Source organism: Thioclava sp. UBA3469, assembly GCF_002378135.1.
In the GTDB taxonomy this organism is placed as follows: domain Bacteria; phylum Pseudomonadota; class Alphaproteobacteria; order Rhodobacterales; family Rhodobacteraceae; genus Thioclava; species Thioclava sediminum.
This window is the reverse complement of sequence record NZ_DFRG01000100.1, coordinates 1,235-17,024: the sequence shown is the minus strand read 5'-3', so window position 1 is coordinate 17,024 and position 15,790 is coordinate 1,235. Positions and strand designations below refer to the sequence as shown.

At 63.5% G+C, this 15,790-nt stretch carries 14 protein-coding genes and 1 pseudogene; 8 read left to right on the top strand and 7 right to left on the bottom strand.

The features are described from left to right. The 3 genes from B3D39_RS08490 to B3D39_RS08480 form a co-directional block, all read left to right on the top strand. Positions 1-655: DUF4115 domain-containing protein (locus B3D39_RS08490; RefSeq protein ID WP_286789602.1), on the top strand; the 655-nt coding region annotated here is incomplete at its 5' end. Between the two features lie 84 nt (positions 656-739). Next, a complete protein-coding gene (ispG, locus tag B3D39_RS08485) occupies positions 740-1,861 on the top strand; it encodes a flavodoxin-dependent (E)-4-hydroxy-3-methylbut-2-enyl-diphosphate synthase (protein WP_134332810.1) in 1,122 nt (373 codons plus the stop codon). 155 nt (positions 1,862-2,016) lie between these two features. Then, complete coding sequence (locus B3D39_RS08480; protein WP_274963274.1) at positions 2,017-2,715, top strand: DUF1236 domain-containing protein; 699 nt, start codon at positions 2,017-2,019, stop codon at positions 2,713-2,715. Between the two features lie 190 nt (positions 2,716-2,905). Here B3D39_RS08480 and B3D39_RS08475 read toward each other — a convergent pair whose 3' ends face one another. Both B3D39_RS08475 and cadR read right to left on the bottom strand, forming a co-directional pair. After that, complete coding sequence (locus B3D39_RS08475; RefSeq protein WP_286789601.1) at positions 2,906-3,442, bottom strand: methyl-accepting chemotaxis protein; 537 nt, start codon at positions 3,440-3,442, stop codon at positions 2,906-2,908. Between the two features lie 98 nt (positions 3,443-3,540). Next, positions 3,541-3,948 carry a Cd(II)/Pb(II)-responsive transcriptional regulator gene (cadR, locus tag B3D39_RS08470; RefSeq protein ID WP_004364961.1) on the bottom strand — a complete coding sequence of 136 codons (408 nt, stop codon included), beginning with the start codon at positions 3,946-3,948 and terminating at the stop codon, positions 3,541-3,543. Positions 3,949-4,043: 95 nt separating this feature from the next. On the opposite strand from cadR, the gene B3D39_RS08465 reads away from it, so the two are divergent. Together B3D39_RS08465 and B3D39_RS08460 are read left to right on the top strand one after the other, a co-directional pair. Continuing rightward, a complete protein-coding gene (locus B3D39_RS08465; RefSeq protein WP_286789600.1) occupies positions 4,044-4,940 on the top strand; it encodes a cation transporter in 897 nt (298 codons plus the stop codon). Between the two features lie 3 nt (positions 4,941-4,943). After that, positions 4,944-5,084: pseudogene (locus tag B3D39_RS08460) on the top strand (signal peptidase II); the annotation flags it as partial. Here B3D39_RS08460 and B3D39_RS20655 read toward each other — a convergent pair. The 3 genes from B3D39_RS20655 to B3D39_RS08450 all read right to left on the bottom strand — a co-directional run bounded on the left by B3D39_RS20655 (position 5,083) and on the right by B3D39_RS08450 (position 7,622). Beyond that, positions 5,083-6,300: a methyl-accepting chemotaxis protein gene (locus tag B3D39_RS20655; RefSeq protein WP_414717984.1), complete on the bottom strand. Its 1,218-nt coding sequence runs from the start codon at positions 6,298-6,300 to the stop codon at positions 5,083-5,085. The pseudogene B3D39_RS08460 and the gene B3D39_RS20655 sit on opposite strands and share 2 nt — an antisense overlap. A gap of 70 nt (positions 6,301-6,370) precedes the next feature. Continuing rightward, positions 6,371-6,667, bottom strand: a complete 297-nt coding sequence (locus B3D39_RS08455) for a hypothetical protein (RefSeq protein WP_274963272.1) — start codon at positions 6,665-6,667, stop codon at positions 6,371-6,373. A 184-nt stretch (positions 6,668-6,851) separates the two neighbouring features. Beyond that, positions 6,852-7,622 (bottom strand): DsbA family protein, encoded by a 771-nt coding sequence (locus tag B3D39_RS08450; protein ID WP_274963271.1) that lies wholly within the window; start codon positions 7,620-7,622, stop codon positions 6,852-6,854. 204 nt (positions 7,623-7,826) lie between these two features. On the opposite strand from B3D39_RS08450, the gene B3D39_RS08445 reads away from it, so the two are divergent. The 3 genes from B3D39_RS08445 to B3D39_RS08435 all read left to right on the top strand — a co-directional run bounded on the left by B3D39_RS08445 (position 7,827) and on the right by B3D39_RS08435 (position 13,119). Further along, positions 7,827-8,966 carry a pyridoxal phosphate-dependent aminotransferase gene (locus B3D39_RS08445; protein ID WP_274963270.1) on the top strand — a complete coding sequence of 380 codons (1,140 nt, stop codon included), beginning with the start codon at positions 7,827-7,829 and terminating at the stop codon, positions 8,964-8,966. A gap of 203 nt (positions 8,967-9,169) precedes the next feature. Beyond that, positions 9,170-10,384, top strand: a complete 1,215-nt coding sequence (locus B3D39_RS08440; protein ID WP_274963269.1) for an N-acetylmuramoyl-L-alanine amidase — start codon at positions 9,170-9,172, stop codon at positions 10,382-10,384. Between the two features lie 167 nt (positions 10,385-10,551). Continuing rightward, positions 10,552-13,119 (top strand): penicillin-binding protein 1A, encoded by a 2,568-nt coding sequence (locus B3D39_RS08435; RefSeq protein ID WP_274963268.1) that lies wholly within the window; start codon positions 10,552-10,554, stop codon positions 13,117-13,119. A gap of 151 nt (positions 13,120-13,270) precedes the next feature. Here the strand turns inward: B3D39_RS08435 and B3D39_RS08430 are convergent, their stop codons facing one another. Both B3D39_RS08430 and B3D39_RS08425 read right to left on the bottom strand, forming a co-directional pair. Then, positions 13,271-14,770, bottom strand: coding sequence for a replicative DNA helicase (locus B3D39_RS08430; protein WP_078540536.1), 1,500 nt, complete (start codon positions 14,768-14,770; stop codon positions 13,271-13,273). A 235-nt stretch (positions 14,771-15,005) separates the two neighbouring features. Further along, positions 15,006-15,683 carry an orotate phosphoribosyltransferase gene (locus B3D39_RS08425; RefSeq protein ID WP_274963267.1) on the bottom strand — a complete coding sequence of 226 codons (678 nt, stop codon included), beginning with the start codon at positions 15,681-15,683 and terminating at the stop codon, positions 15,006-15,008. Positions 15,684-15,790 lie beyond the last annotated feature (107 nt).

The following is a 15,790-nucleotide window of genomic DNA, read 5'->3' as shown; positions in this document are numbered from 1 at the left end:
CACGCTGCCCGAGGTCAACCAACCCGAGCGCTCCGCGCGCATCTACCGTCCGGCGGCCCTCGACGCGCCGGTTCTGGTGTCGCGCGACGGGCCGATCGCTTCGATCGACCCCAATGCGACCGGCGCGCTGGCCGGGCAGGGCGTGGGCGCAGCCGCTCCGGGTCTGACGCCCAATCTCATCGGTCTGGCGCAGTCCAACACGTCCCCGAACACGCCGCAGGGCACGCAGCTCGCCTCGGCGGCGGGCCCCGAGAACAATATCCAATCCGCCGTCGCCAAGGCGCTGGGAGCGGATCAGCCCGACGTCGTCGTGCTGGCCGTGCGGCCGTCCTGGGTGCGGATCAAGTCTGCCGATGGCGCGACCCTGTTCGAGAAGGTCATGGATGCGGGCGAGCGTTACGTGCTGCCCAAGCTCGAGGAAGCGCCGACGATGCGCACCGGCGAATCCGGCGCGATTTATTTCGCGGTTAACGGCGTGACGCATGGCCCGGTCGGCAAGCGCGGTCAGGTCACCAAGAACATCAAGCTGTCTTCGGCTGCGCTCGACGAGGACTATCCGGTCGCCAATCTCGCGCAGGACAAGGACCTCGCGAAGATGATCGCCGTGGCGGATGCGGGCGATGCCGCCGCGCCGGCCGCGACCGACCAGCAATAAACCGCAGATCACGATCCGCCCCGGCCCGTTGCACCGCAGCGGGCCTTGGCGTATCAGGAGCCGAGGTCTCGAAGGAGCGTTTGCATGTCTCTCAACCCGGTCCGTCCGTGGCGCAATATCTATCGCCGCAAGTCTCGCCAGATCATGGTCGGCAATGTCCCCGTCGGGGGCGATGCGCCGATCTCGGTGCAGACGATGACCAATACCGACAGCTCGGATGTGCGCGCGACGCTCGATCAGGTGATCCGCGCGGCGGATGTCGGCGCGGATATCGTGCGCGTCTCGACCCCGGACGAGTCCAGCACGCGCGCCTTGCGCGAGATTTGCCGCGAAAGCCCGGTGCCGATCGTGGCGGATATCCATTTCCACTACAAACGCGCGATCGAGGCGGCGGAGGCGGGGGCGGCTTGCCTGCGCATCAACCCCGGCAATATCGGCGATGAGAAGCGCGTGGCCGAGGTCGTGCGCGCCGCCAAGGATCACGGTTGTTCGATCCGGATCGGCGTGAACGCGGGCTCGCTCGAGCGGCACCTGCTGGAGAAATACGGCGAGCCGTGCCCCGAGGCGATGGTCGAGAGCGCGATGGACCATATCCGCATTCTCGAGGATCACGATTTCCGCGAATACAAGATTTCGGTGAAGGCGTCGGACGTGTTCCTCGCCGCCGCGGCCTATCAGGGCATCGCCGAGGCGACCGACGCGCCGATCCACCTTGGCATCACCGAGGCGGGGGGGCTGACTTCCGGCACGGTGAAATCTGCGATCGGGCTGGGCAACCTTCTGTGGATGGGCATTGGCGACACGCTGCGCGTTTCGCTCTCGGCCGATCCGGTCGAAGAGGTGAAGGTCGGTTTCGAGATTCTGAAATCTCTGGGGCTGCGCACCCGCGGCGTGCAGATCATTTCCTGCCCGTCCTGCGCGCGTCAGGGCTTCGACGTGATCGCGACCGTAGCGGAGCTGGAAGAGCGGCTCGAACACATCAAAACGCCGATCTCTCTGTCGATCATCGGCTGCGTCGTGAATGGTCCCGGCGAGGCGCTGATGACCGATATCGGCTTTACCGGCGGCGGTGCCGGATCGGGCATGGTTTACATGGCCGGCAAGCAGGATCACAAGCAGTCCAACGCGGATATGATCGACCATATTGTTGAATTGGTTGAGAAAAAATCGGCCGAGATCGAAGCGGAGAAAGCCGCCGCCGAATAAGCGGAAAAGTGCCGCAGTGCCCCCGAAATCGGCCCCTATCACGCTGCCGTGATAGGGTTCCGGGGGAACGAATTGGCGCCCCTCCTCATTTCCCTCCCCACAACGGAGAGAGGCCGTCCCTCGTGGCGGTCAGGGTAATGAAGGAGGTAATTCCAATGACCCGCAAGTTCGCTACTATTCTCGCTGCTGCCGCCAGCACCACGATGATCGCCGGTACCGCTTTTGCCGAGACCAGCCCGCCGCTGATGGCCACCGCCCAAGGTGAGTTCGATATCCATGCCGGGATCGAGGCCTCGTCGAAAACGATCGCGACGGTCTCCGACGGCACCATCGTTCCGGTGGAAGGCTGTCTGCCTGATGGCACGATCTGCCAGGTGACTTTCGATGGTATGAATGGCTATGCGCCCGCAGGTCAGCTGGGTGTGATGGTCGATGGCCAGATGGCGCTTTTGTCGACCGGTCCGCAATCGGTCACCGTGAACCAGATCCAGGTCCCGGGTGATAACGCCAATAAGGATGGCCAAGGCGCTGCGGCCCTGACCGGTGCAGCTGCTGGTGGTGCAGCCGGCGCGGCCGTGGGTGGTCCCGTGGGCGCCGTGGTCGGCGCGCTGATCGGCTCCGCCGGTGTCGGCGCTGCGGCCAAGCCCGAGCCCACCACGATCACTTGGGTCGAGAAGCACCCCGTCGCGCCGGTTTATCTCGAGGGTGACGTCGAGACCGGCAAGGTCATTCCGGACATGGTGACGCTGACGCCGGTGCCGGACAGCACCTATGCCTATGGCAACATCAACGACAACACGGTCTTCGTGAACCCTGATAGCCGTGCGATCGTCTACGTCGTACCCGCCTCGTAAGGCTCGATGACAGAGACCATAACGAAAGCCGGCGCCTCACCGCGCCGGCTTTTTTTCGCGGTAGGCAGTTCGCACGCAGTCCTATCCGGTTCGCGGCCCAACGCGATCGGCTTGCCGCGTCGCGGGCCTCGGCGAGCGGCATAGTCCTCGCCGCGGTCGAGCGCTCCGGCTTATTGAGCCGGGCCAATCGTCAACTCGCTCGCGGAAGCGCGTCTCGGTCCTGCATCACAGGGGGGGAGGTCGAGAATTGCGTCACGGCTTCGCGGAGCGCCTCGGCGAGGTCATCGAGCATTTTGCTTGCAGCGGTGGTTTCTTCAAACATCGCGACATTCTGGCGGGTGGCGTGGTCGAGCTGTTCGACCGAGCCGTTGATCGCCGCGAGGGTGCGGGACTGTTCCTCGGAGGAGCGGGCCATCTGGGCCACGCGCTGTGAAATCTCTTCGACCGATTTCACGATGCCTTCGAGCGAGGCGACGGTTTTGCTGACGAGTTCGACGCCGGTGCTGACCTGTTGGCCCGAGGCTTCGATCAGTGCGGTGATCTCTTTTGCGGAGGCGGAGGAGCGCTGCGCGAGGTCGCGCACTTCAGAGGCGACGACGGCGAAGCCGCGACCGGCCTCACCTGCGCGGGCAGCTTCCACACCGGCATTGAGGGCCAGCAGGTTGGTCTGGAAGGCGATATCGTCGATGGTGGCGATAATGCCGTTCATCTTCTTCGAACTGGCCACCACCTTTTCCAGGGTAAGCGGATTAAATGGTTGATCTTACCTTTGCATGAGAGTGAGACAGACCGGCATCTCATCGGATTATCTGGTTGATGCTTCACCTACTGCTGGTGCATGTTTCCTTCGCTAATTCCAGCAAGAACCCCACACGCCTCAACTTCCCGGTCATCGTTGCAACTCGCTCTCAGTGAAACGAGTTGTTTCTCAAGCGCTTGCAGAGCGGTTATCTGCGACCGCACATGAGAGATGTGATCATCGAGCAAGGCGTTGACGGCGGTACAAGGCTGATGAGGGTCGTCCTGATAGCTCTGTAGTTCGTGAATCTCAGCCAGTGACAGGCCCAGGATTCTGCAGCGACGGATGAAGGCCAGCCCCTCACCATGCTTCTCGGTATAGACACGGTAACCGTTGTCCTGCCGATCAGGCGGCGGCAACAAGCCCTGCTGTTCATAGAAGCGGATCGTCTGTGTTTCGACCCCTACCAACTGCGCCAACTGACCAATGCGCATCAGCCTCCTCCCCAACGGATTCTTTACTCTATTGACCTTATAGTAGCTTTATAGTTTTAAATGGTACCACAACATTGTTCAAGTGGAGTCGTATCATGAGCAAATCCTGTGGTGGCGCCTGTGGCGGTGATGCAACGTCCGCAGCGGATACCGATATACAGGCCTCCTCCGAGGCGCCAGGGAGATGGGTCAGTGTTTATGCCGTGCCGAAGATGGACTGTCCATCAGAAGAACGAATGATTCGCCTAGCCCTGAACGGCTTTGAGGAGATTCGGGCGCTGTCCTTCGACTTGTCGAACCGCCGGCTGAAGGTCGTGCATGACGGCGAGGTCGAGCCCGTCACCTCGAAACTGAAGACCTTGGGGCTAGGCGCCTCGCTTCAGGAAACCGTCGCTGCAAATCCGGAGACCATCAAGGCCGCCGAGTTTTCGGCAGCTTCTGCTAAGCAAGAATCCGGGACCCTGCGCTGGTTGCTCGGCATCAATGCACTTCTGTTCGTGGTGGAAATGACTGCCGGTCTGATCGCCCGGTCCACCGGCCTGATTGGAGAATCCCTGGACAATTTTGCCGATGCGGCGGTGTACGGGCTTGCCCTTTATGCGGTTGGACATAGCGTGAAAATGCAGGTACGTGCCGCGCATCTTGCTGGTGTACTGCAACTGATCTTGGCTGTGGGCGTGCTCGTAGAGGTGGTGAGACGCTTTGTATTCGGTAGTGAGCCTGAATCGCTGGTGATGATGGCTATCGCATTCGTCGCATTGATTGCCAATACCAGTTGTCTGCTGCTCATATCCAAACATCGGGAAGGCGGGGCGCACATGAAGGCAAGCTGGATATTCTCGGCCAACGACGTGGTGATCAACCTGGGGGTCATCACCGCCGGCGCCCTGGTCGCGTGGACCGGTTCCAATTATCCGGATCTAATTATCGGCACCATCGCGGGGCTCGTCGTGCTTAACGGTGCCAGGCGCATTCTGGCGCTCAAGGGTTAAATAATGCTCATTATTGGCAAAAAGCTCTCGCCGTACGCCCTGTTGTCCATATCGGGCCTGCTGGCAACGTCTGATCAGGCTGTAAAGTGGCTGGTGCAGCAATCAATGGCCTATGGCGAGTCTGTTTCGGTGACCCCGTTCTTTAANNGGTCTGGAAGGCGATATCGTCGATCACCGAGGTGATGCGCTCGATCTGCTTCGAACTGGTTTCGATTTCATTCATTGCGCGGATCGACTCGCTGACCACCGCAGCGCTTTCCTTGGCGACGGTTTCCGCATTGCTGGCGGCACTCGCGGCCTCGGCGGCCATTTTCGCGCCCGATTGCACCGAGGAGGTCAACTCGTTGAGCGAGGCGGCTGCGTCGGCAAGGGTGCCCGATTGCTTCTCGGCCCGGGTCGAGAGGGAGGCGGAGGCGGCGCTGATCTCGCCGATCTGCTGGCGGATGTCGACGCTGTGGCCGGTAACGAGGGCGATGGCGCCTTCGAGTTGTTCAATCGCCGTATTGAAATTGACGGCGAGCCCCGCGTAATCCGCATCCACCTCGCCCAGCCGGGCCTTGAGGTCCTTGCGCGAGAGCTGTTGTAGGGCGATTTCGAGCGCTTCGACGACGCGGGTCTGGCGTGCTGTGGTTTCGGCGCGTTCCTGGGCGAGATCCTCTTCGGCCAGGCGGGCGAGGCGGGTCGCTTCTTCGACTTCACGCGCGTTGCGTTCCGCATCGACGCGCAGCGCCTCTGCCTTTTGGGCGGCCTCGCTGGCGGCGTCCTGCATCTGCTGGGCGCGCGTGGTCTCTCCCTCCGCTTGGCGACGGGCTTCGTCGGCTTGGGCGGTGGCGTCGATCGCCTCTGCCATACGCTCTTCCATCGAGCTTTCCATGCGGCGGCGGTTGAGCACGGCATAGACGAGCACCGCCGTTTCGATGGCGACGGTCGCGCCGTGGAAGAGCGAGCGCGTGACGTTTTCCCAGATATTCGCGCTGGGATAGATCAGGCTGGGCATCAGGACCGAGAGCGCAAGGTGATGCACCACGATGGTCGCCGCCGCGAAGAAGATCGCGCGGTTGTCGACCATCACGATCAGCACCGCCATCAGCGCGAAAAAGGAGAGGTGGGCATCGATTTGCCACGGATGCCCGGAGAGCGCGGCGGTGAGGGCCACGGCTTGACCGATCACCCCTTGCGCGAGGATGGTGTTGCCGCGCCGCCGGTCGCGCATCCGCCACCCGAGCAGAGCAGCAGAGGCGAAGACCCAGGCGGTCACGCTGGCCACGAGGAAGGCCGTGCCCACCAGATAGGCGGCTGCCGTGACGATTGCGGCCAATGCAACGGTCCCGAAGGCCAGATATTTCCTCACCTGGCGCATATGCGCGTCTTTTTGTGGCGCTTGCACAGTGGTCGGCCCAGCGGTGTTCCCGTCAATCATCAGAGGTCCCTCAAATCTCGGCCGCCCCGCAGAGCCAGGCCATTTTCTTGGCGTCGAGAACGACCCATGCACCCGCCGCCCGCAGCTGGGCGAGCGTGCCCGGCGCATCTGCTGCTGCGAATTCCCCCAAGGGCGCGCGCACCGGTCCCACAGGGTGCGCCCCTGCGGCGACGATCACCTGATCGGCGGCGCGCCAAGGCGGGACTACCACGAGGTAAAGCCCCGGTCGGTCCTCTGGCAGCATACCGAGGGCGGCGATCGGCGCGCAGAGCACCGAGAGGGTCATAAGCAGCAATTCGAGTCGCATCACAGTCCTTTTCGAGGGCAGGCTACGCCCGATCCATTAACGGCCCCCTAAGATGTGAAAACTTCGGACTCTCACGGTAAACGACATGAAAACGCCGCCCGGATCGCGATGGACCCGGACGGCGCTTGCCATCTTAAAAATCTAAATTCAAAGAAGACCTTGTGCGGCGTTCTTCAGATGCGGATCACTCGGCGTTGCGCTCTTCTGCGACCATTTTCGCCATCGCTGCTTCCGGCGCGTAGCCGCGCAGCAGCTGCCCGCCGATCACGAAGGCCGGGGTGCCCGAAATCGCCATGCGCTGTGCCAGCTGGTAGTTCTGACGCAGCACCTCGGTCACCTTGTCGTCGTTCATCTGCTTGAGGATCGGATCGGGATCGAGGCCCTGGTCCTTAGCGATCTGGCTCAGGCTCTCGACGGTGAGATTGCCGCGCGCCTTCATTAGCGTGTCGTGCATCTTCGCATAGGCGTCGTCGCCGTCGATCTGCTTCGTCGCGACCGCGAAGCGCGCCGCCAGTTCCGACTGCTGCCCGAGGATCGGGAACTCCTTGACGATGAAGCGGATATTGCCGTCTTTCGAGATCAGGTCCGAGACCTCGTCATAGGCTTTTTTGCAGTAGGTGCATTTGTAATCCATGAACTCGACGACGGTGATGTCGCCATCGGGATTGCCGCCGACCCAGCTGTAACCGTCCTCGAAGATATCCTTCGCATTGGTCTTGATCAGCTGCTTGTCGTTATCGGCCTGCTGCGCCTGCTGCTTGGCTTCCAGCTCGTTGATCGCCTCGACCAGAACCTGCGGATTGGCCATCAGATACTCGCGCACGGCGTCGCCGAATGCGGATTTCTGGCTGTCGGACATGTTGGCGAAGTCGAAATCCTGCGCGGCTGCCGGGGTGAGCGGGGCGGCCGTGGCGAGCGCGGCGAAGGCGGTCGCGGCCAGAAGCGTGCGGAGCATGGGCGTATCCTTTGGATCGGGTCCTGTTGGTTCGCAAGCAACCTGACCGCTCGGGCGCGCGGGATCAAGAGGGCGTTAGCGCGCAGGGCGCGGCTTCATCTGGTGGCGCGCGGCGACATATGCGTGCAGTGACGCCGCATTGACGCTCGGGCGGCTTCGGCCTAACCCCTTGGGCGAAATCTCAAGCGGCAAGGAGTTGGCAGGATGCGGCAGTCGAAACGCGGGCAGGTGGAACCGTTCATCGCGATGGATGTGCTGCGCATGGCGGCAGAGGCGGAGGCTGCGGGCCGCGACATCGTGCATATGGAAGTGGGCCAGCCGAGCACCTCTGCGCCGAAGGCCGCCAAGCGCCGTCTGGCCGAGGCGCTGGAGAACCAGCCGATGGGCTACACGGTGGCGCTGGGGCTGCCCTATCTGCGCGAGGGGATCGCGAAGCTCTACAAGCGCTGGTACGACATCGAGCTGGATCCCGCGCGCGTGGTCATCACGTCGGGCTCTTCCGGGGCGTTCCAGCTGGCCTTCACGGCGCTGTTCGATGTGGGCGACAAGGTGGGTCTGGGCGAGCCGGGCTATCCGAGCTATCGCCAGATCCTCAAGGCGCTCTCGATTGAGCCGGTGGGCATTCCGACCGAAGCGCAGAACCGCTACCAGCCGACGCCCGAGGAAATCCCGGACGATCTGGCCGGGCTGATCGTGGCTTCGCCGGGCAACCCGTCGGGCACGATGATGGGTAAGCCGGAGCTGCAGGCGCTGATCGAGCATTGTCAGGCCCGCGACATCGCCTTCATTTCGGATGAGATCTATCACGGGCTGCAATATGAGGGCCGTGCGGTCTCGGCGCTGGAGATTTCCGACGATGTCTTCGTGATCAATTCCTTCTCGAAATATTTCTCGATGACCGGCTGGCGCGTGGGCTGGATGGTAGTGCCGGAAAGCCATCTGCGCACGGTCGAACGCCTCGCGCAGCATATGTTCATCTGCGCCCCTCATGCGAGCCAGGTGGCGGCCTTGGGCGCGCTGGAGAGCCTCGACGAGATGGCCGAGAATGTCGCGCGCTATGGCGAAAGCCGGCAGATGCTGCTCGAAGAGCTGCCGAAGATGGGCTTCACCCGGATCGCGCCGCCCGATGGAGCGTTCTACCTCTATGCCGACGTGTCGGAGCTGACCGAGGATAGCGCCGCTTTCGCCGCGGAAATCCTCGAGAGCGTCGGGGTGGCGGTCACGCCGGGGATGGATTTCGACCCCCATCGCGGCGCGCAGACGATCCGGTTTTCCTATGCGCAAAGCCCCGAGCGGGTCGCCGAGGGGATCAAGCGGCTGCGGAGCTTCATGGAGAACCGCTGAAGATTTGCGCTGAGGGGTGAGCCGGATCAAGCGGCCTTCCTGTGGAAGGACGTCCGGCGAACGCCTGTAGCGCAAGAGAAGGGCCGGACGGGCGCGGCCCGGGCCGGTCGCCCGCGCCAAGTCAGCCCCATTCGCCCTTTGCTCCGCGCGACCCCGGCCGCTATAGTGCCCGCAAAACGAAAGCGCATAAAAACGGGGCGCGTATGATCGGGCGGTTCATTCTTCTTCTCGCGATGTCTCTCGCGCTGGCTCTGCCTGCGCGGGCGCAGGACCTGTCGGCCTTGGCGCAATATGCGCCCGACCGCAGCCAGATCGCGCAAAGCGGCGACAAGGTCGCGATCACGCTCGGGATCAGTCAGCCCGTGCCGTATCGCGCCTTTCTGCTGGCCGATCCCTACCGGCTCGTCATCGACTTCCGCGAGGTGAATTTCGGGGCCAACCCGCCCGAAAATCTGCTCAAGGGCAGCGATGCGATCAAAGGTCTGCGCTGGGGCAAGTTCCGGCCCGGCTGGTCGCGGATGGTGGCCGAGCTGACCCATCCGATGCGCCTCGTCACCTCGGAGGAACGCACCAAGGGCGACCCCGAGATCGCGCTGACGCTGGCGCAGGTGCCGGCGGCGAAGTTCTCCCCGCGCAAGGGGGCCGCCGATTCCGCCCTGTGGGATCTGCCGCAACCCGCACCGACAGTCGCGCCGCATCGGCGGCAGGACGGGACGCGGCCGCTGAAGGTCGTGCTCGATCCCGGCCATGGCGGCATCGATCCGGGCGCGGAGGATGGCGGCGCGCATGAGGCCGATATCGTGCTGAGCTTCGCCCGCCAGCTGCGCGACGCGATGCGCCGGGCGGGAATGCAGGTGGTGATGACCCGCGATCAGGACGTGTTCGTGCCGCTCGAAACCCGCGTGACGGTGGCGCGTGCGGCGGGGGCGGATCTCTTCATCTCGCTTCATGCCGATTCCATCGCCGAGGGGCAGGCGACGGGCTCCACCATCTACCGGCTCGCCGATCACGCCGAGACCGAGGCGACCCGCAAGCTGGTGCAGCGCCACGACCGCGACGATATTCTCGCGGGCGTCGATCTGAACGGGCAGGGCGATGCGATCACCCATATTCTCGTCGATCTGGCGCGGCGCGACACGCAGCCGCGCTCGGTCCGGCTGTCGCAGGTGCTGGCGGGCGCGATCAAGGGCGCGGGGCTGCATATGCACAAACGCCCGGTGCAGGGCGCGAATTTCTCGGTGCTGAAATCGCCCGATATCCCTTCGGTTCTCGTGGAGCTGGGCTTCCTGTCGTCTCCCGCCGATCGCGCGCGGCTCAAGGATCCCGACTGGCGCGCACGAATGGCCGAGGCGATCACGAAAGGCGTCGAGACATGGGCGCAGGGCGATGCGGCGGAAGCGAAGCTTTTGCGCCAATAATCGCGTTTTGTTCCCGGTCTGACGCGCGGTCATCCGCCCATTGAGCGGGATTGTGACCATCCGGAGTCTTCTCGGAAGCGTGAGCGCACATTACTTTGACCGTCACGAAGGCGCGATGTATAGGCTGGCGCGATGGGGTGATCTGCCCCGAGGCAAGGGGTGTATCTGTGATCCGTTTCATTCTCGGCTCGATCGGCGGCGTGTTTTCCTGGGTTGTGACCGGGCTGTTCTTTGCCGCGCTCACCATCGGGGCGATCTTCTGGATCTATTCGCGCGATCTGCCGAGCTATGACCAGCTTGCGCAATACCGCCCGAAGACCATTTCGCGCATCTATAACGGCGACGGTCGTCTGATCGACGAATTCGCCGAGCAGCGCCGCCTCTTCGTGCCGATCCGCGACATTCCCGACCGGGTAAAGGGCGCGTTCGTCTCGGCCGAAGACAAGAATTTCTACATCCACCCCGGTTTCGACCCGCGCGGGATCGCCGCGGCGATGTTTACGGCCGTGAAGTCGGGCGGGCGCGACGTGCGCGGCGCCTCGACGATCACCCAGCAGGTGACGAAGAACCTGCTTCTGTCTGCGGACCGCTCGGTGGAGCGCAAAATCAAGGAACTGATCCTGTCCTCGCGCATCGAGCATGTGCTGAGCAAGGACCGCATTCTCGAGCTCTATCTGAACGAAATCTATCTCGGCCAAAACTCCTACGGGGTCGCCGCTGCCGCGCAGACCTATTTCAACAAGCCGCTCGCCGATCTGACGGTGGGCGAGGCCGCCTATCTCGCGGCGCTGCCGAAGAAACCCGCCGATCTGCATCCCGTGCGCGACTACAAGACCGCGGTGGAGCGCCGCAACTACGTGCTGCGCCGGATGTATGAGGATGGCCGGATCGACAAGGCGACGATGGAGGCGGAGCAAAACAAGCCGCTGAAATCGGTGCAGAACGGCGATTACGCCCCGTTCCGTGCGCAGCTTCCGCCGCGCGACTATTTCACCGACGAAATTCGCCGTCAGCTGTCGAAGAGCTTCGGCGAAGAGGAATTCTTTGGCGGCGGTCTGACGATCCGCGCGACCGTGAACCCCGATCTGCAATCCCATGCGACGAAGGCGCTGCAACATGCGCTGGAGAAATACGACCGCGAGCAGGGCGTCTGGCGCGGTACCGGTGCGAAGATCGCCGAGGATAAGCTGGGCAAGGAAGCCGACTGGCGCGCCGCGCTCTCCGATGTCTCGACCGCGAAAGCCCCGCGCGACATTGACGGCTGGCACCCGGCGGTGGTGCTGGGCTTCGAAGGCAGCTCTGCCCGCATCGGCATCGAGGGGATCGAGGAAGACAAAGACGGCCACTGGATTCCGCCCGAGGACGTGACCTGGGCGCGCAAGCTGAAAGAGGACGGCAAGCTCGGTCCGCGCGCGAAACAGGCGCAGGACCTGCTGGAGACCGGCGACGTGGTCGAGGTCCGTGCGATGACGAAGGATAGCGACGGCTCCTTCATCCGCTGGACGCTGCGCCAGGTGCCGAAGGTCGAAGGCGCCTTCATGGCGATGGACGTGAATACCGGCCGCGTGCTGGCGATGCAGGGCGGCTTCTCGTATCAGTCCTCGGTCTATAACCGCGCCACGCAGGCGATGCGCCAGCCGGGCTCGAACTTCAAACCCTTCGTCTATGCGGCGGCGCTGGATTCCGGCTTCTCGCCCGAGACGATCGTGGTCGACGCGCCGATCGAGATCAACACACCCCAGGGCATGTGGCGCCCGAAGAACGCGTCGAACAAATATTACGGCCCGACGCCGATGCGCACCGGGCTCGAGCATTCGCGGAACCTGATGACGATCCGGATCGCGCAGGAAATCGGCATGGAGACGGTCGCGGCCTATGCCGAGAAATTCGGCGTCTACGACCATATGCGCCAGTTCCTCGCCAATGCGCTCGGCGCGCAGGAAACCACGATGTTCCGCCTGATCTCGGCCTATGCGATGTTCGCCAATGGCGGCGAGCGGGTGGAGCCGACGCTGGTCGACCGGGTGCAGGACCGCTATGGCCGCACGATCTACCGCCACGATCAGCGCAGCTGCGCCAATTGCGAGGATCCGAACCTGCCCGAGGGGCAGGGGCCGAAGATCGTCAGCCACCGCGACCAGATCATCGACCCGATCACCGCCTATCAGATGATCTCGCTGATGGAGGGCGTGGTGAAGCGCGGCTCCGGCTACGGCGTCGATCTGCCGGTTCCGATCGCGGGCAAGACCGGCACGACGAACGACGCGAAGGACGTGTGGTTCACCGGCTTCAGCTCGAACATCGTGGCCTCGTGCTACATGGGCTATGACAACCCGCGCTCGCTGGGCCGTCACGCCTATGGCGGCACGCTCTGTGTGCCCGTGTTCAACGAGTTCATGCGTGAAGCGATCAAGGAATTCGGCGGCTCGAAATTCAAGGTTCCGCCGGGCGGCACCTGGGCGAAGTTCAACCGCTATACCGGCGAGCGTCTGTCCGACAGCGCCACCGGCGAATTCGTGCAGGCCGAGTATCTGCGCCCCGGTCAGGACATGTCGGGCCTCGGCTCGCTGGTCGTTGATGGCGGCTTCGCGATGGGCTCGAACCTGCCGCTGTTTGCGCAGGGCGAGCGTGACGATGCGGGCTCCACCACGGTCACCACCTCGACCGGCCAGCAGAAAGTCATTCCGAAGAAGAAGGCCGATTTCGGCTCGCTCTCGGCAGGCGGCCTCTACTGAGCGCGCCGCGCGTCACAATCGACAGACATTAAAAAAGGGGGGCGCTGGCCCCCCTTTTTCCGTTTCTGCTCGATTATACGTGCCAGAGCCCTCGCGGTGCGGGCGTACCTAGAGACCCGTAAGGGGTGGGGGCCGAGCCCCCAGACCCCGCTCAGAAGCCTTCGTTGCCGTCGCCCTGCCAGGGCTTGGCCAGATCCGAGAAGCGCGTGAACTGGCTCTCGAAAGCCAATTCCACCGTGCCGATCGGCCCGTGACGCTGCTTGCCGAGGATCACCTCGGCCTTGCCATGCACGCGCTCGGCCTTCTGCATCCATTCGGCGAATTTCGGATCGTCTTCCGGTGGCTTGAGACGCTCGTGATAATATTCGTCGCGATAGACGAACATAACCACGTCGGCATCCTGTTCGATCGAGCCCGATTCCCGAAGGTCGGAGAGCTGCGGGCGCTTGTCCTCGCGGCTTTCCACCGTCCGCGAAAGCTGCGACAGCGCGACCACGGGGATGTTCAATTCTTTCGCGATGGCCTTCAGACCCATCGAGATCTCGCCGATCTCCTGCACACGGTTGTCGCCCCGGCCCGAGCCGCGTAGCAGCTGCAGGTAGTCGACGATCACCACGTCGAGCCCATGCGTCCGCTTCAGACGGCGACACCGCGCGGCGACCTGACCGATCGGCAGGGCGGGCGTGTCGTCAATGTATAGCGGGCATTTCTCCAGCGCCTTCGCGGCCTCGACGAAGCGGCGGAATTCGCTCTCCGTCATGTCGCCGCGCCGGATGCGCTCCGAGGGCACTTCCGAGGCTTCCGAAAGGATACGCGCGGCCAGCTGTTCGGCGCTCATCTCGAGCGAGAAGAACCCGACCACGCCGCCTTCGATCGCGCCCTCGACCCCGTCATGGCGCATGCCCTTCTTATAGGCCTTGCCGATATTGAAGGCGATGTTGGTCGCAAGCGAGGTTTTCCCCATCGAGGGACGCCCTGCGAGGATCAGCAAATCCGACGGGTGGAAGCCGCCGAGCTTCTTGTCGAGATCGACCAGCCCGGTCGAGACGCCCGCAAGCCCACCGTCGCGCTGATAGGCGGCGTTGGCCGATTGCACGGCCTCGGTCACCGCCGACAGGAACGAGGTCCAGCCCTTCTGCGCCTGACCCTCTTCGGCGAGGGTGTAGAGCCGCTGCTCGGCGGAGGCGATCTGCTCCTTCGGGTCGTCGTCGATCTGCGGCTTGCCCGCGCGCGACGAGATGTCCTGACCCAGTTCGATCAGCCCGCGGCGCACCGCCATCTCGTAGATCATCAGCGCATAGTCGCGCGCCGCATAGGCCGAGATCGCCGCCCCCGCCAGACGCGCCAGATAGGCCGGGCCGCCCAGTTCCTGAAGGCCTGCGTCGTCTTCGAGATAGGCTTTCAGCGTCACCGGCGAGGCGAGCGCGTTCTTCTGGATCTTCGCCGCCGCGACCTCGTAGATGCGCTGGTGGACCGGCTCGTAGAAATGCTCCGGTTTGATAACGGAGGCGATCCGGTCGAAGATGTCGTTATTCGTGAGGATCGCGCCCAGAAGCTGCTGTTCCGCTTCGATATTATGGGGCAGTGCGGTGCCCTCTGCGGGCAAATTTCCGGGCTGTCCCTCATCGGGTCGTTGTGCCTGATCGTTCATGTACCTGCCTCGGTGTCCCCGTCCCTCTGCGCGGTCTTCTAGCCGCAGTCGGGGGAAAAGGGAATCTGGATAAGATTGGGGAAAACCCCGCTGTTTCAGCGGAGTTTTCGGAATTTATGGTGTTTGCCCGTGAGGAGCCTACCACATCTCGCGATTATTTTCGAAGCGCGAGATTCGGGGCCAAAACGCTCCCCAGAGCTTCCACAGGATCATCCACAGGAATCTCCGGGCTGTTTCAGCCCTTGCGTGCGTCCTGCCACGGGCGCGGATCGCTCAGGAAGGCCTCGACCTCGTCGAGCGTTTCCTTCGAGAAGCTGCCCTGTTCGCGCGCCTCGGCCAGCACGTCCCACCAGGTGCACAGGTGATGCAGCTCGACGCCATGCTCGCGCAGGTTCGGCACGGTCTCGGGGAAGATCCCGTAGTAGAAGATCACCGCCGTATGGCGGCAGGTCGCGCCGGTGTCGCGGATCGCATCGACGAAGCTCAGCTTGGAGCCGCCATCGGTGGTCAGATCCTCGACCAGCAGCACGCGCTGGCCTTCGGTCATCGCGCCTTCGATGCGCGCGTTGCGCCCGTAACCTTTGGGCTTCTTGCGCACATAGGTCATCGGCAGGGCCAGACGCTCGGCCACCATCGCGGCGAAGGGGATGCCCGCCGTCTCGCCGCCCGCGATATTGTCGAAGGCCTCGAAACCGGCCTCGCGCATCACCGTCACCGCGAGGAAATCCATCAGCGTCGAGCGGATGCGCGGGAAGGAAATCAGCTTGCGGCAATCGATATAGGTCGGCGAGGGCAGGCCGGAGGCGAGCGTGAAGGGCTCGTCGGCGTTGAAATGCACCGCTTCGATTTCCAGAAGCATCCGCGCGGTCAGGCGGGCGATTTCTTCTTTGCTGGGGAAGGAGCTGGGGATCATCATCTCGTCCTTATCAAGGCTGGTTTCGGCTTGGTCTAAATATCCCCCGCGGAGCGTCCGTCGGCAGGCCCGGGAGCCTCCGGCGGGGATATTTGTGCCAAGGCGAA

Excerpts from the sequence above, each read along its gene's own strand:
- ispG (WP_134332810.1), top strand. The coding sequence starts at position 740 with ATGTCTCTCAACCCGGTCCGTCCGTGGCGCAATATCTATCGCCGCAAG.
- B3D39_RS08480 (WP_274963274.1), top strand. The coding sequence starts at position 2,017 with ATGACCCGCAAGTTCGCTACTATTCTCGCTGCTGCCGCCAGCACCACG.
- cadR (WP_004364961.1), bottom strand. The coding sequence starts at position 3,948 with ATGCGCATTGGTCAGTTGGCGCAGTTGGTAGGGGTCGAAACACAGACG.
- B3D39_RS08465 (WP_286789600.1), top strand. The coding sequence starts at position 4,044 with ATGAGCAAATCCTGTGGTGGCGCCTGTGGCGGTGATGCAACGTCCGCA.
- B3D39_RS08455 (WP_274963272.1), bottom strand. The coding sequence starts at position 6,667 with ATGCGACTCGAATTGCTGCTTATGACCCTCTCGGTGCTCTGCGCGCCG.
- B3D39_RS08450 (WP_274963271.1), bottom strand. The coding sequence starts at position 7,622 with ATGCTCCGCACGCTTCTGGCCGCGACCGCCTTCGCCGCGCTCGCCACG.
- B3D39_RS08445 (WP_274963270.1), top strand. The coding sequence starts at position 7,827 with ATGCGGCAGTCGAAACGCGGGCAGGTGGAACCGTTCATCGCGATGGAT.
- B3D39_RS08440 (WP_274963269.1), top strand. The coding sequence starts at position 9,170 with ATGATCGGGCGGTTCATTCTTCTTCTCGCGATGTCTCTCGCGCTGGCT.
- B3D39_RS08430 (WP_078540536.1), bottom strand. The coding sequence starts at position 14,770 with ATGAACGATCAGGCACAACGACCCGATGAGGGACAGCCCGGAAATTTG.
- B3D39_RS08425 (WP_274963267.1), bottom strand. The coding sequence starts at position 15,683 with ATGATCCCCAGCTCCTTCCCCAGCAAAGAAGAAATCGCCCGCCTGACC.